The organism is Streptosporangium sp. NPDC020072 (assembly GCF_040631445.1).
Lineage (GTDB): Bacteria > Actinomycetota > Actinomycetes > Streptosporangiales > Streptosporangiaceae > Streptosporangium.
Genome location: NZ_JBEYAB010000005.1, coordinates 60140 through 74135, shown reverse-complemented (window position 1 = coordinate 74135; position 13996 = coordinate 60140). Strand labels below are relative to the sequence as shown.

The 13996-nt window shown below is 70.6% G+C and carries 11 protein-coding genes; 7 read left to right on the top strand and 4 right to left on the bottom strand.

Annotated elements, in window-relative coordinates:
* Positions 1 to 20 precede the first annotated feature (20 nt).
* The gene (gene thrS / locus ABZ470_RS12760; protein ID WP_362911433.1) at positions 21 to 1988 is read left to right on the top strand and encodes a threonine--tRNA ligase; all 1968 of its coding nucleotides are present in this window, start codon (positions 21 to 23) and stop codon (positions 1986 to 1988) included.
* A gap of 56 nt (positions 1989 to 2044) precedes the next feature.
* Here thrS and ABZ470_RS12755 read toward each other — a convergent pair whose 3' ends face one another.
* Entirely contained in the window at positions 2045 to 2578 is a 534-nt protein-coding gene (locus ABZ470_RS12755; protein WP_362911432.1) for an Asp23/Gls24 family envelope stress response protein, read from the bottom strand.
* Positions 2579 to 2703: 125 nt separating this feature from the next.
* On the opposite strand from ABZ470_RS12755, the gene ABZ470_RS12750 reads away from it, so the two are divergent.
* The gene (locus ABZ470_RS12750) at positions 2704 to 3258 is read left to right on the top strand and encodes an HIT domain-containing protein (RefSeq protein WP_352011664.1); all 555 of its coding nucleotides are present in this window, start codon (positions 2704 to 2706) and stop codon (positions 3256 to 3258) included.
* On the opposite strand, the gene ABZ470_RS12745 is transcribed toward ABZ470_RS12750, so the two are convergent.
* From ABZ470_RS12745 to ABZ470_RS12735, 3 genes are all read right to left on the bottom strand, one after another.
* Complete coding sequence (locus ABZ470_RS12745) at positions 3201 to 5345, bottom strand: hypothetical protein (protein ID WP_362911431.1); 2145 nt, start codon at positions 5343 to 5345, stop codon at positions 3201 to 3203. The two genes, ABZ470_RS12750 and ABZ470_RS12745, sit on opposite strands and share 58 nt — an antisense overlap.
* Before the next feature lie 104 nt (positions 5346 to 5449).
* Entirely contained in the window at positions 5450 to 7087 is a 1638-nt protein-coding gene (locus tag ABZ470_RS12740) for a family 10 glycosylhydrolase (RefSeq protein WP_362911430.1), read from the bottom strand.
* A 125-nt stretch (positions 7088 to 7212) separates the two neighbouring features.
* On the bottom strand, positions 7213 to 9345 hold the full coding sequence (locus ABZ470_RS12735; protein WP_362911429.1) for an elongation factor G-like protein EF-G2: 2133 nt from the start codon (positions 9343 to 9345) through the stop codon (positions 7213 to 7215).
* Between the two features lie 199 nt (positions 9346 to 9544).
* On the opposite strand from ABZ470_RS12735, the gene pgsA reads away from it, so the two are divergent.
* From pgsA to ABZ470_RS12710, 5 genes are all read left to right on the top strand, one after another.
* A complete protein-coding gene (pgsA, locus tag ABZ470_RS12730) occupies positions 9545 to 10162 on the top strand; it encodes a phosphatidylinositol phosphate synthase (RefSeq protein WP_362775845.1) in 618 nt (205 codons plus the stop codon).
* Between the two features lie 12 nt (positions 10163 to 10174).
* Positions 10175 to 11089: a phosphatidylinositol mannoside acyltransferase gene (locus tag ABZ470_RS12725; RefSeq protein WP_352011669.1), complete on the top strand. Its 915-nt coding sequence runs from the start codon at positions 10175 to 10177 to the stop codon at positions 11087 to 11089.
* Between the two features lie 49 nt (positions 11090 to 11138).
* Complete coding sequence (locus tag ABZ470_RS12720; protein ID WP_352011670.1) at positions 11139 to 12266, top strand: glycosyltransferase family 4 protein; 1128 nt, start codon at positions 11139 to 11141, stop codon at positions 12264 to 12266.
* Complete coding sequence (locus ABZ470_RS12715) at positions 12263 to 12802, top strand: hypothetical protein (RefSeq protein ID WP_362775848.1); 540 nt, start codon at positions 12263 to 12265, stop codon at positions 12800 to 12802. Before ABZ470_RS12720 ends, ABZ470_RS12715 begins: the two co-directional genes overlap by 4 nt.
* Before the next feature lie 81 nt (positions 12803 to 12883).
* A complete protein-coding gene (locus ABZ470_RS12710; RefSeq protein WP_352011672.1) occupies positions 12884 to 13900 on the top strand; it encodes a DUF3048 domain-containing protein in 1017 nt (338 codons plus the stop codon).
* Positions 13901 to 13996 lie beyond the last annotated feature (96 nt).

Sequence of the window (13996 nt, the reverse complement as noted above, 5' to 3'; positions counted from 1 at the left end):
ACGCATACCGAGGAGCAACCGTGTCGGCCGTGTCAGAACTGCGCATCACCCTCGCCGGAGCCGAGCGTGTGGTGGCGGGGGGCACGACGTACGGCGACGCCCTCGGGGCGGACGGCCGCTCGGTAGTCGCCGCCAGGGTGAACGGCGAGCTGAGGGACCTCGCGGCCGTGGTGTCCGAGGGCGACCGGGTCGAGCCCGTCGAGGCGGCCAGCGCCGACGGCCGGGCCATCGTGCGCCACTCGACCGCCCACGTCATGGCCCAGGCGGTGCAGGAGATCTTCCCCGAGGCCAGGCTCGGCATCGGCCCGCCGGTCGAGAACGGCTTCTACTACGACTTCGACGTCAAGGACCCCTTCACCCCCGACGACCTCAAGCGCATCGAGAAGCGCATGCGGGAGATCGTCAAGCAGGGGCAGCTCTTCTCCCGCAGGAGGGTCTCCGACGAGGAGGCGCGCGCGGAGCTGGCGGCCGAGCCGTACAAGCTGGAGCTGATCGGGCTCAAGGGCGGCGGCGACGCCGAGGAGAGCGTCGAGGTGGGCGGCGCCGAGCTGACCATCTACGACAACCTCGACCCCAAGTCCGGCGAGCTGTGCTGGAAGGACCTGTGCCGGGGCCCGCACGTGCCCAGCACCCGTTCCATCCCGGCGTTCAAGCTGATGCGCACCGGCGGCGCCTACTGGCGGGGCAGCGAGAAGAACCCGCAGCTGCAGCGCATCTACGGCACCGCGTGGGAGTCCAGGGAGCGGCAGGACGAGTACCTCCACATGCTGGAGGAGGCCGAGAAGCGCGACCACCGCAAGCTGGGCGCCGAACTCGACCTGTTCTCCTTCCCCGAGGAGCTCGGCTCAGGGCTGCCGGTCTTCCACCCCAAGGGCGGCGTGATCCGCAGGGTGCTCGAAGACTACTCGCGGCGCAGGCACGAGGAGGCGGACTACTCCTTCGTCAACACCCCGCACATCACCAAGGGCCACCTCTACGAGATCTCCGGTCACCTCGACTGGTACGCCGACGGCATGTTCCCGCCCATGGAGCTTGAGGGGGCCAGCTACTACCTCAAGCCGATGAACTGCCCGATGCACAACCTGATCTTCAGGTCGCGCGGGCGTTCCTACCGTGAGCTGCCGCTGCGGCTGTTCGAGTTCGGCACCGTCTACCGCTACGAGAAGTCGGGCGTGGTCCACGGCCTGACCCGGGTGCGCGGCCTGACCCAGGACGACGCGCACATCTACTGCACCCGCGACCAGATGCGCGACGAGCTGAAGTCGCTGCTGAGGTTCGTCCTCGACCTGCTGCGCGACTACGGCCTCGACGACTTCTACCTTGAGTTGTCCACCAAGGACCCGGAGAAGTTCGTCGGCTCCGACGAGGACTGGGAGGAGGCGACCGCGACACTGCGCGAGGTCGCCGAGTCGGAGAACCTCGACCTCGTCCTCGACCCCGGCGGGGCCGCCTTCTACGGGCCGAAGATCTCCGTGCAGGCGCGTGACGCCATCGGGCGCAGCTGGCAGATGTCGACCATCCAGCTCGACTTCAACCTGCCGAAGCTCTTCGAGCTGGAGTACCAGTCGTCGGACGGCACGCGCCAGCAGCCCATCATGATCCACCGGGCGCTGTTCGGCTCGATCGAGCGCTTCTTCGGCGTCCTGGTCGAGCACTACGCGGGCGCCTTCCCTCCCTGGCTCGCCCCCGTGCAGGTCGTCGGCATCCCGATCGGCGACGCCCACGTCCCCTACCTTCAGGACCTGGCCAAGAAGGCCCGCGAGCGGGGCGTCAGGATCGAGGTCGACGCCTCCGGCGACCGCATGCAGAAGAAGATCCGCAACGCGCAGAAGGCCAAGGTGCCGTTCATGCTCCTGGCCGGTGACGAGGACATCGCCAACGACGCGGTCTCCTTCAGGTTCCGCAACGGCGAGCAGAAGAACGGCGTCCCCGTCGCCCAGGCGATCGACGAGATCGTCGACGCGATCGAGCGGCGCGTCCAGGTCTGATCCCCGCCTCCGGCGCGGCCCGTGCCTCCGACGCGGAGCACGGGCCGCTCACCGGGTCAGACGTCCTCGGCGGAACGGCCGGTGACGGGCTCGCCGGGCAGGCGGACGTCCTCGACGCCCACGTTGACCTCGACGACCCGCATGCCCAGCATCCGGCTGACCGTGCGGGCCACGTTGTTCTTGACCTCGTTGGCCACGTCCATCACGACGTGGCCGTACTCCGCGACGATCGAGACGTCGATCGCGACCGTGCGGTCCTGGACGTGGGCGCTCACACCCCGCCCGCTCCTCCTGGCCCCGGGGGCCACCCGCTCGCCGATCGCCTCAAGCAAGCCGGAGGGGTCCTCGCCGAGCCCCACGACACCGGCGACCTCCAGGGTCGCGAGGGCGGCCACCTTCTCGACCACCTCGTCGGCCACCCTGATGCGGCCCTTCACCACCGCGGCGGCCCCGGCGGTTCCCGGGTTCTCGGAGACCGCGGGAGCGGTGGCGAGGGAAGCCGAGAGGTTCAGCGGGAACGGGCGGGCGGCCGGGGTCTCAGCGGGAGAGTCGGTCTCCTCGGTGATCTCTTCGACGGAGACGTCGGTCATGGGTACTCCTCGGCTTTCGGTGGTCATGCTCGCGAGGATTCTGCCGGAAAATAGGCCGCTTTGTCCGCATATACAGGCGGCACCGGCTGGGGACGCCCGAAACCGGTGGGCCTATGCTGCAATGCATGCAGGAGAGCGAGCCGATCGAGCAGGCGGGGGCTGGGGTCCCTGACAACTTCCAGCGACTGTGGACTCCGCACCGGATGGCCTACATCAAGGGGGAGAACAAGCCGGCGGGCTCCGGCCCCGGCGACGGCTGTCCCTTCTGCGAGATCCCCGAACTGAGCGACGAGGACGGCCTGATCGTCGCCAGGGGAACCGCGGTCTTCGCCCTGCTCAACCTCTACCCGTACAACTCCGGCCACCTGATGGTCTGCCCCTACCGGCACGTGGCCGACTACGCCGACCTCGACGAGGTGGAGACCGCCGAGCTGGCCGACTTCACCAAACGGGCGCTCACCGCCCTGCGCAAGGCCAGCGGCGCGCAGGGCTTCAACGTGGGTATGAACCTCGGCGACGTCGCCGGAGCGGGCATCGCCGCCCACCTGCACCAGCACGTGGTGCCCCGCTGGGGCGGGGACACCAACTTCATGCCGGTCGTCGGTCACACCAAGGTGCTGCCTCAGCTGCTGCGCGACACCAGGGAACTGCTCGCGGGCTCCTGGCCCGCCTCCGCGTAGGACCCGCTCTCGCCGAGGGCCCTGACCCCGACCGAGAGCACCAGCGGTACGGCCAGCGCCAGGGCCATGGACAGCACGGCGGCGCCGGAGTCGTTGACCAGGGTGCCGACGACCCCGCTGACCAGGGTGCCGATCAGACCGGCGCGCAGCGTGGGGGAGTACTCGAAGGCCGCGGGCAGCACCCCCGCGCTGGCCGCGTCCGGCCGCAGCAGCGCGTAGACCAGGAAGGCGAACGCGGCGATCACGATCGGCATCAGGTTCGGGTTGAGCAGCGTGCCCAGCATCGCGCCGAGCTTGCGGCTGACCACCTCGAAGGCCTCGCCGGTGAAGATCTGGCCGACGAAACGGCCCAGGTGGGTCTGGGAGCCGGGCGGGCGCAGGTGGTCGAGATAGGCGATGGTCATCACGATGACACCGCCCGCCACGCAGAACGCGCCCAGCTTGACGATCGAGACCCGCTTGCCCGCGATCAGCAGCGCCGTCACGGCGATGCCGGGCACGAAGGCGATCACCCCGCCGAAGTCACTGCCGATCCCGGGGAAGCCGCCCAGGATCATCGCGACTCCTCCCAGCGTCGCCACGATCCCTACCGCCGCGTTCTTACGCCCCACGCTCACCAGCCGATGGGCGATCGAGGTCACCACCAGCAGAACCGAGGTGGCGAACAGCGCGAACGGGATGTTGCCCAGACCCGAGTAACGGGCGCCGACCACGGCGGTGTAGCCCATGACGCTGTTGAACTGCAGGTTCGTCCCGGTCACCAGATCACCGGCGATGACCGCCGCGGTGACCCCCGTGACGAACACCAGCGGCCCGAGCGGGGAACGGCGCCACGGGCCCGCCAGCGCGGTCACGGCCAGCAGCAGGGTGATCACGACGATCCCGCCGACCACGGCGGCCAGCGGCGTCCCCGTGTGCTCCCAGGCGAGAAGGTTGACCAGGTAGGTCGAGACCGGCAGGCACGCCAGCGTGACCGCGGCCACCCTGACCCCGCCGAGCCCGCGCCTGCGGCGCATCAGCAGGAAGGCGACGACGTAGAACAGCACCTGCAGCGCGGCCACCGAGGTGAAGAAGATCCCGCCCATGTCCCTGATCGCCTGGCCGGCCCCGTCGTCGTCGACCAGTTCGGCCTTGGCCCCCTCGACCCCGTCCGTACGGCTCGCCGCCACCCGCCAGGGCACCCCGATCACCGAGGGCGGTACGGCCACGCCCGTGATCCCGAGCATCGTGGCCGTGATGTCGGGCACGATGGAGACGTCCTCACGGTGGGTCGAGGGCGCCCCGAGGAAACGGCCCGAGGCGTCCTGAGCGCGCATCATGGCCACCCGCAGGTGCGGGACGCTCCCGTGGTCTCCCAGACCCGCCAGCAGCACGACGGCGTCCTGCGGGAGGGCGTTCAGCGCCGCCCCCGTCTTGGCGTCCGCCAGCCGCAGCGCCTGCGCCCGCCGCTCCGGGGTGAGGGCGTCCTCGGCCTCGGGCAGCCGCCCGCCGGTCACGTAGGGCCGGATCAGGTCGTCGACGTCGACCGCGGCCACCCGGCACGCGTCGAACGCGCCGGGGGTCAGCCGTTCCGGGGAGGCGGCGTAGCGGTCGACCCGCCCCGACCGGTCGGCCAGGGCGAGGGCCGCCCCGGGCCCCACCGCGAGCGTGCAGCCGCCCGCTGCGTGCACGGCGTCGCCGAGCGTGCCGGTGCCGCGCTGCCCCGCGACCCGGTACAGGTAGTCGTAGCCGGGGATGACGGCGCCCTGCCCCTCGGGGGTGGGCTCGGGCGGCAGGCCGCAGCCGTACCCGACGGCGGACCTGATCCCGGCGGAGACCGTGAGCCAGCCGTCGTAGGGGCAGGTCACGCGGCCGACCGTGCGGACCGAGAGCGACCCGGTCGCGCTCCGGCCCGCCAGGGCCCACAGGTTCGGCGTGCCCTCGGGGGTCAGGTCGCTCCACAGCAGACCGGGGATCCCGATCAGCACCACCCGCGCGGGACCGTCCGCATGGGCCGTGACCCGGACCGCCGGTTGCGCCGCCGCGTGCGCGGCCCCAGGCCACAGCACTCCCAGGACCAGCGCGAACACGGCAAGCGTTCGCCTCACCGGAGACCTCCCTGACTCAGCCGAGTGTCGGCACCGTACGGGAAGGTAGGGGAAGAGCCCGTCCGAGGTCTACCGGAAGGAGAGAATCACCGGTATCAACCGGGTCAAGGTAGGACGATCTTGGCAGTTGGGCTCTCGTTCTGCAGGCGGTCGAGCGCGGTGACGAGGTAGGTCCCGCTCCCGCGCGCGGTGAAACTCTGCCGCGCCTGGTCCGAGGCGGGCACCACGGCGAGAAGGTTGCGGGCGTCCGCGGTCGCGCACGCCCCGGCCTCACCGGAGGTGACCCGGTAGACGGCGTAGGAGCGGGCGTCGGGGGAGGGGTTCCAGCTGATCGTGCCGTCCTGGACCCTCAGGTCCGCGGGCGTGGCCGGGGCCCTGCCGCCGAGACCCTTGATCAGGGGCAGCAGTGCGGGGCGGGTGTAGTACTTGGCGACGACCCGGTCGAGCGCGCCGAGCGGGTTGGTCAGGAGCTGCTTGGCGCTGAAGTAGACGTCGCCGTTGACCTCCTTGTACTTGCGGTTCACCGCCAGGTGGGAGGCCAGCTCACCCGCCTTGGTCCAGGCCGGGGTGTCGGTCGCCCCGACCCGGTAGAGGCCCTGCCCGATGTACAGGTCGACGTCGGTGCCCTTGACCTGGGCGGCCCACCACGGCACCAGCACGTCGTAGTCGGCCGCCTTGAAGCCGCGCGGCCAGTACAGCTGCGGGATGACGTAGTCGACCGTGCCCTTCTTGATCCAGTGGCGGGCGTCGGCGTAGATGGAGTCGTAGGCGGACATGCCGCCGGTGGCCGAGCCCGTCGGGTCCTGCGCCTTGTTGCGCCAGATCCCGAAGGGGCTCACGCCGAACTTGAGGTACGGCTTCACCTGGTGAACCGCCGTGTCGACCTGGGAGATCAGCGCGTTGACGTTGGCACGCCGCCAGTCGGCCCGCTTGGCGCCCTTGCCGTACTTCCTGAAGGCCGCGTCGTCGCCGAACGGCGCGCCCGCGCCGGGATAGGGGTAGAAGTAGTCGTCGAAGTGGACGCCGTCCACGTCGTAGCGCTGGGCCACGTCCTTGACGACCGCGGTGACGTGGTCGCGGACCGCGGGCAGGCCGGGGTTGTAGTAGATCTTGCCCTCGTGCTTGACGATCCACTCCGGGTGCTCACGGGCGGGGTGGCCCGAGGGGAGCCCCTCCGCGCCCCCCTCGAACGCGGCACGGTAGGGGTTGAACCAGGCGTGGAACTCAAGCCCGCGCCGGTGGGCCTCGGCGATCAGGAACGGCAGCGGGTCCCAGCCGGGGTCCTTGCCCGCCGTGCCGGTCAGATACTCCGACCAGGGCTCAAGAGATGACTTGTACAGCGCGTCCGAGGCCGGGCGGACCTGGAAGAACACCGCGTTGAAGCGGCGTTTGACCGCCTGGTCGAGGATCTTGACGTACTCGGCGCGCTGCTTGGCGGGCGAGAGCCCGGTGCGCGAGGGCCAGTCGATGTTCTTCACCGTCGCGATCCAGATGCCGCGCATCTCCCGCTTGGGGTATCTCGCGTCCGTCTCGCAGGCGGCCGTCACGCTGTCCGCCGCCGGTGTGCCCGAAGCCGGTTCGGTCCCGGTCTGTGTGGCGGACTCGGCGGCCTTGGTGGTCTTGGAGGCCTTGGAGTGCTTGGCCGGCTTCGCCGGAGGGGCGTCCGGGCCGAAGGTGTAGGCCGCGCCGGTCGTGAGGACAGCGAGGGCGGTTGCGGCGAGCAAAGGACGTCCGGTTCGCATGGTTCATCAGTCTGTCATCGGGACCGGGGTACTTTGGCCCTGAAAAAAGAAATCATTCCGTGACGCTACTGTTATGTAGTCAATCCTTGGGAGGCGTGGGCGGCGACGCCCACGCCTCCCTCGGGTCAGCTCGCGACCTTGTCCGCCAGGTGGGCGGGCAGCGGCTCGTAGCGCAGGAAGACACGGTGGAACGTCCCCGTGCCGTGCGACATGGACCGCAGGTCGATCGCGTAACGGGTGATCTCAAGCTCGGGCACCTCGGCGCGGACGAGCGTGCGGCCGGTGCCGACCGGCTCGGTGCCCAGGACGCGTCCCCTGCGGGAGGACAGGTCCGACATCACCGAGCCGACGTGGTCGTCGGGAACCAGCACGGTGACCTCGTCGACCGGTTCGAGCAGCAGCGTGGGAACCTTGGCGGCGGCCTCCTTCAGCGCCAGCGCCCCGGCGATCTGGAAGGCCATGTCCGAGGAGTCGACCGAGTGGGCCTTGCCGTCGTACAGCGTCACCCGCACGTCGACCAGCGGGTAGCCGGCCAGCACGCCGCGCTGCATCTGGGTGCGCACCCCCTTCTCGACGGAGGGGATGAACTGACGCGGGACCACACCGCCGACGATCTTGTCGACGAACTCGAAACCCCCGCCGGAGGGCAGCGGCTCGATCTCCAGATGGCAGATGGCGTACTGGCCGTGCCCGCCGGTCTGCTTGACGTTGCGGCCCAGCGCCTGGCATCTGCCGCCGAAGGTCTCCCTGAGCGGCACCCGCAGCCCGATCTTCTCGACCTCGACGCCGTGGCGCCTGCTCAGCCGGTCGAGCAGGACGTCCGCGTGGGCCTCGCCCATGCACCACAGCACCAGCTGCCTGGTCTCCGGGTTGTTCTCCAGCCTGAGCGTGGGGTCCTCGGCGACCAGGCGCTGCAGGGCCTGCCCGAGCTTGTCGTCGTCGGCCTTCGACTTCGCCTGGATCGCCACGGGCAGCAGCGGGTCGGGCATGCTCCAGGCGGTCATCAGCAGCGGCCGCTCCTTGTCGGACAGGGTGTCGCCGGTCTCGGCGCGCGACAGCTTCGCCACCGCGGCGATGTCGCCCGCCACGCATGCGGCGACCGTGCGCTGGGTCTTGCCCAGGGGGCAGGAGAGCGCGCCGATGCGTTCGTCCACGTCGTGGTCCTCGTGCCCCCGCTCGGCCAGCCCGTGGCCGGAGACGTGCACGGTCATGTCGGGGCGCAGCGTGCCGGAGAACACCCTGACCAGGCTGATGCGGCCGACATAGGGGTCGCTGGTGGTCTTGACGACCTCGGCGACGAGAGGTCCCTCCGGGTCGCAGGTGACGTCGGTGACCGGTTTGCCGTCGATCGTGGTGATCTCGGGCAGCGGGTGCTCAAGCGGGGAGGGGAAGCCCTGGGTGACGAGTTCGAGGATCTCGAAGGCGCCGACCCCCGCCCCGGTGGCGAGCACCGGATAGAAGCCCCCGCGGGCCACGGCCTTCTCCAGGTCGCCGATGAGGGTCTCGGTGCCGATCTCCCCACCCGAGAGGTAACGGTCCATCAGGGACTCGTCCTCGCTCTCCTGGATGATCCCCTCGATCAGGGAGGCGCGGTAGAAGTCGATCCTGTCCCGCTGGGAGGCGTCGGGGACGCCCTCGGTGCGCCTGCCGCCGGTGTAGTCGTGGAAGGTCTGGGTCAGCAGTCCGACCAGGCCCCTCAGCTCGCCCCCCTCGGTGACCGGAAGGTACAGCGGTGCCACGCCGTCGCCGAAGGCGTCCTGGCAGGCGGTCAGCACCTCGTCGAACTCGGCCCGCTGGTGGTCGAGCTTCGTGATCACCACGGCGCGGGGCATCCCGACGGCCGCGCACTCCTCCCAGAGGATCCGGGTGAGGCCGTCGATCCCCTCGGAGGCGGAGACGACGAAGAGCGCCGCGTCCGCCGCGCGCAGCCCGGCCCGCAGGTCACCCACGAAGTCGGCGTAACCGGGGGTGTCCAGCAGGTTGACCTTGACGCCGTTGTGGACCAGCGGGGCCAGGGTCAGGTTGACCGATCGCTGCTGGCGCACCTCGACCTCGTCGAAGTCGCTGACCGTGCCGCCGTCCTCGACCCGGCCCGCGCGCTGCACGGTCCGCGTCGCGGCCAGCAGCGTCTCCACGAGGGTCGTCTTGCCCGAGCCGGAATGGCCGACCAGTACGACATTGCGAATCATGTCCGGCCGGTCGGCCGCGGGCGCCCTACCCGCGGCTCCCGCTGTCCCGCCGGTTGCCTTCTCTGCCACGTCGCCTCCTGCGTCGTTGCCGAAGGAGCGCGGCCGCGTGCGGCCACACCCCGGGGTCCGCCGCCGCGTCCGTACACCGCAAGGACGCGGTGTGTTCACCAAATACCCGTGTGGCGAATATCACAAGAGGGCCGAGGTGATCCGGTCGCGGAGCGTTGGATGCGCGCTCACAGGTTGTGTGGCCTACGATCGGAGCGCGATGCTGAAACTTCTGCGCCCCGCCGTGACCCGAATCCTGACCCCCCTGGGCAGGGCGCTCGCCCGCCGGGGGATCAGCCCCAACATGGTCACCGCGGTCGGCACAATCGGCACCGTGGCCGCGGCTCTCTTCTTCTATCCCCGTGGGCAGTTGTTCCCCGGCAGTGTCGTGATCACTATTTTCGTGCTGGCCGATCTGCTCGACGGGGTCATGGCCAGGATGTCGGGCCCGGGAAGCCTCTGGGGCGCCTTCCTCGACTCCACCCTCGACCGGGTCGGCGACGCCGGGATCTTCTCGGGGCTGGTGATCTGGCTCATGCTGGACGGACAGCGGGCGCTGGCGATGGTCGCCCTGTTCTGCCTGGTCGCCGGGGCCGTGGTGTCCTACGTCAAGGCCAGGGCCGAGGGATTGGGCATGACGTGCGACGTCGGTCTCGTCGAACGACCGGAACGGCTGGTCGTCGGCCTGGTCGCCGCGGGGATCGGCGGGCTCGGCGTGCCGTACGTGCTGTCGGGGGGGCTCTGGCTGCTGGCCGTGGGAAGCGCGGTCACGGTCGTCCAGCGTCTCCTGCACGTCTACCGCCAGGCCTCCTCCTCGGCGTCACGCCCCCTCCGCTGATCGGAAAAAGCGATGACAGGCAAGCCATCTCCCCAGGATCGTCTCGTCGCCGCGGGGTTCGGCGCGGGCTGGGCGATCGTCCCCCACCTGCCGGAACGCCTCACGGCCTGGGCGTTCAGGACGGCCGCCGACCGGTTGTGGAGGCGTCGCGGCGCCTCCGTCCTGCGTCTTGAGGCCAACCTCGCCCGGGTCAAGGGCACGTCGAAGGACGACCCGGCGATCCGCGAGCTGAGCCGTGCGGGCATGCGCTCCTACCTCCGCTACTTCCACGAGGTCTTCCGCCTGCCCTCCATGCCGAAGGCGGAGATCCTCTCCCGCATGCACGCCGTCGGCGTCCAGCGGGTCCACGACAACCTCGCCGCGGGCCGGGGGGTCGTCATGGCGCTGCCGCACATGGGCAATTGGGACATGGCGGGCGCCTGGTTCCGCGCGACGGGGCACCCGTTCACCACCGTCGCCGAACGGCTGCGGCCGGAGTCGCTGTTCCTGCGCTACACCGCCTTCAGGCAGGGGCTGGGGATGGAGGTGCTGCCGCTCACCGGCGGGGACGGGCACACCTTCGGCACCCTGTCGCAGCGGCTGAGGGCGGGGGGCGCGGTCGCGCTGCCCGCGGAGCGGGACCTCACGGCCAAGGGGATCGAGGTCGGCTTCTTCGGCTCGGCCACGCGCATGCCCGCCGGGCCCGCCCTGCTGGCCGTGCACACGGGGGCGGCGCTGGTCCCGACGACCCTGTGGTTCGAGGGAGACGACTGGGGCCTGCAGTTCCACGACGAGATCGCCGTCCCGCAGGAGGGCACCCGCGCGGAGAAGGTCGCCATCCTCACCCAGGCTCTGGCCGACGTCTTCGCGAAGGGCATCGCGGAGCACCCGCAGGACTGGCACATGCTCCAGCGGCTCTGGCTGGAGGATCTGGAGCCCCGCACATGAGCGCCTTGGCGGAACACGGCCGGTACGGCGCGCGAGGGGTGGGCCGGAGGTGAGGATCGGCATCGTCTGTCCCTACACCTGGGACGTGCCCGGCGGGGTGCAGGCGCACGTCCGCGACCTGGCCGAGGCCCTCATCGAGGAGGGCCACCAGGTCTCGGTCATCGCCCCGGCCTCGGAGAACGCCCCCCTGCCCGCCTACGTGACCTCGGTCGGCAGGGCGGTCCCCGTGCCCTTCAACGGCTCGGTCGCGAGACTGTCGTTCGGCTTCCTGTCGGCCAACCGGGTGCGGCGCTGGGTGCGTGAGGGCCGCTTCGACGTGCTGCACGTGCACGAGCCCGCCGTACCCTCCGTCGGGCTGCTGGCCTGCTGGGTTGCCAAGGGGCCGATCGTGGCCACCTTCCACACCTCGCACGAGCGCTACCGCTCGCTGTCGGTCACGACGCCGGTGCTCATGAGCGCGCTGGAGAAGATCAGCGGCCGGATCGCGGTCTCCGACGCCGCCAGGAAGACCCTGGTCGAGTTCGTCGGCGGCGACGCGGTGCTCATCCCCAACGGGGTCGCGGTCGGCCGCTACACGCACGCCGAGCCGTTGCCCGGCTGGGACGAGGGCGAGGTGATCGGCTTCCTCGGGCGGATGGACGAGCCGCGCAAGGGGCTGCCCGTGCTGCTGGACGCCTTCGCCGAGCTCGCCCCGCACCGCCCGGGACTGCGCCTGCTCGTCGCCGGTCCGGGAGACGAGCAGGAGGCCCTGGCGAGGGTTCCCGCCGCCTTCCGCGACCGTGTCGTCCTGCTCGGCATGGTCAGCGAGGAGGACAAGGTGCGTGCCTACCACTCGGTGGACGTGTTCTGCGCGCCGAACCTGGGAGGGGAGAGCTTCGGCATCGTGCTGACCGAGGCGATGTCCGCAGGCGCCGCCATCCTGGCCAGCGACATCCCGGCCTTTCGCAGGGTGCTCGACGACGGCAGGGCGGGGGCGCTGTTCGAGACCGGGGACGCCGCCTCGCTCGCCCGTGAGGCCGCCGCGCTGCTCGACGACCCCGGGCGCAGGGCCGAACTGTCCGCCGAGGCGAGCCGGGCCGTGTGGAAGTACGACTGGTCGACGGTCGCCCGCGACGTCCTGCGGGTCTACGAGACCGTCGCCAGCACCGCGGGAGTCGAGGAGGACGACAACCGGTGACGACCACCCTGATCCTGGTGGTGGGCGCGATCGTGCTGCTCACCGCCGTCTACGTCTCCTGGCGGGCCGGGCGTCTCGACCGCCTGCACATCCGCCTTGAGCTGGCCAGGGAGTCGCTGGACGCCGCCCTGGTACGGCGGGCCGCCGTGGCGCTCGAACTGGCCGCCTCCCGGCTGCTCGACCCGGCCACCAGCCTGGTGCTGGCCACCGCGGCGCACGAGGCCCGTACGGCGGGGCCCGAGGAACGCGAGCACGCAGAGAGCGACCTGTCACGCGCGTTGCGGGCGGTGGTGGACCAGGAGCGCTTCCGTGAGCGCCTGGCCGACGTCCCGGAGGGGGGCGAGCTGCTCGACGAACTCGGCGCCGCGGTGGCCAAGGTGATCTACTCCCGCCGCTTCTACAACAACGCGGTCGGCGTGACGCGCACCGCCCAGCGCCGATGGCTGGCCAGGACCCTCAGGCTGGCCGGACACACCGAATATCCCTCCTTCTTCGAGATCGACGACACCCCTCCGAAGGCGCTCGCCATCGAATAGGACACGCGGAACTCGGATATCCGGCAAGTCGGGCACGGGTAAGCTCTTGGGCGTTTCATGGCCGATTTGAGGAGATGAACCGTGCGGGTGCCCCGGATGATCGCCGTCGCGCTGGCGGGAGTGGCTGTTCTCGGGCCGGTGGCGGCCTGTTCCTCGAACGAGCCCGCAGCCGGAGGCAGTCCGCAGGCCGCCGACCCCTCCCCGTCGGAGACGCCCACCCCCGAGCCCCCGCCGACCCACCCCTTCACCGGGCTTCCCGGCGCCGCGCGCAGGCCCGTGCTCGCCGCGAAGATCGAGAACACCTCGGCGGGCAAGCCCCAGCTCGGGCTCAGGAGCGCCGACATCGTCTACGTGGAGCAGGTCGAGGCGGGGCTGACCCGCCTGATGGCCGTCTTCTCCTCGAAGCTGCCGCCCAAGATCGGCCCGGTCCGCAGCGCCAGAATCTCCGACCTGCACATCCTGCCGCAGTTCGGCAAGCCCGCCCTGGCCTACTCGGGCGTGCAGACCAAGATGATCCCCAAGGTCCAGGCCGCGTCCCTGGTCGACGTCTCCGACAGCAGGGCCCCCGGCGCCTACTTCCGCCAGCCGGGCCGCTACGCGCCCTACAACCTGTTCGCGAACACCAAGCAGCTGCTGGCCAAGGCGCCGGGGGCCTCCAAGGCCAAGGACATCGGCTTCACCTTCGGCGACGCCCCCGAGGGAGGCGTGGCCAAGAAGTCGTTCACGGTCCGGTACCCGGCGGCGCGCTTCACCTTCGCCTGGTCGCAGGAGGCGGGCAGGTGGCTGGTCTGGCAGGACGGCAAGAAGGACATGGCCGCCGAGGGCGGCCAGCTCGGCGCCCCCACGATCGTCGTGCAGTACGCCAAGACCGAGCGTTCGGAGTTCCACGACCTGAACCAGAGCTACACGCCCCTGGTGCACAGCGTCGGCAAGGGCAGGGCGGTCGTGCTCAGGGACGGCCAGGCGTTCAAGGCCACCTGGTCGCGCAAGACGGAGGAGGACGGCACGGTCTTCACCACCGAGGCGGGCGAGCCGATGAACTTCGCCCCGGGCCAGGTGTGGATCGTGCTGGCGGCGCCCAAGCCTGTCATTCCCTGAGAACCATGACGGTCCTTACCATCATGTCCAAGAAGATCGCATAAGCGCGACAAGATGGTGTGTAAGGGCACATGCCACTCAGCGCCTACGATAGAG

Excerpts from the sequence above, each read along its gene's own strand:
- ABZ470_RS12755 (WP_362911432.1), bottom strand. The coding sequence starts at position 2,578 with ATGACCGACGTCTCCGTCGAAGAGATCACCGAGGAGACCGACTCTCCC.
- ABZ470_RS12740 (WP_362911430.1), bottom strand. The coding sequence starts at position 7,087 with ATGCGAACCGGACGTCCTTTGCTCGCCGCAACCGCCCTCGCTGTCCTC.
- pgsA (WP_362775845.1), top strand. The coding sequence starts at position 9,545 with ATGCTGAAACTTCTGCGCCCCGCCGTGACCCGAATCCTGACCCCCCTG.
- ABZ470_RS12725 (WP_352011669.1), top strand. The coding sequence starts at position 10,175 with ATGACAGGCAAGCCATCTCCCCAGGATCGTCTCGTCGCCGCGGGGTTC.
- ABZ470_RS12750 (WP_352011664.1), top strand. The coding sequence starts at position 2,704 with ATGCAGGAGAGCGAGCCGATCGAGCAGGCGGGGGCTGGGGTCCCTGAC.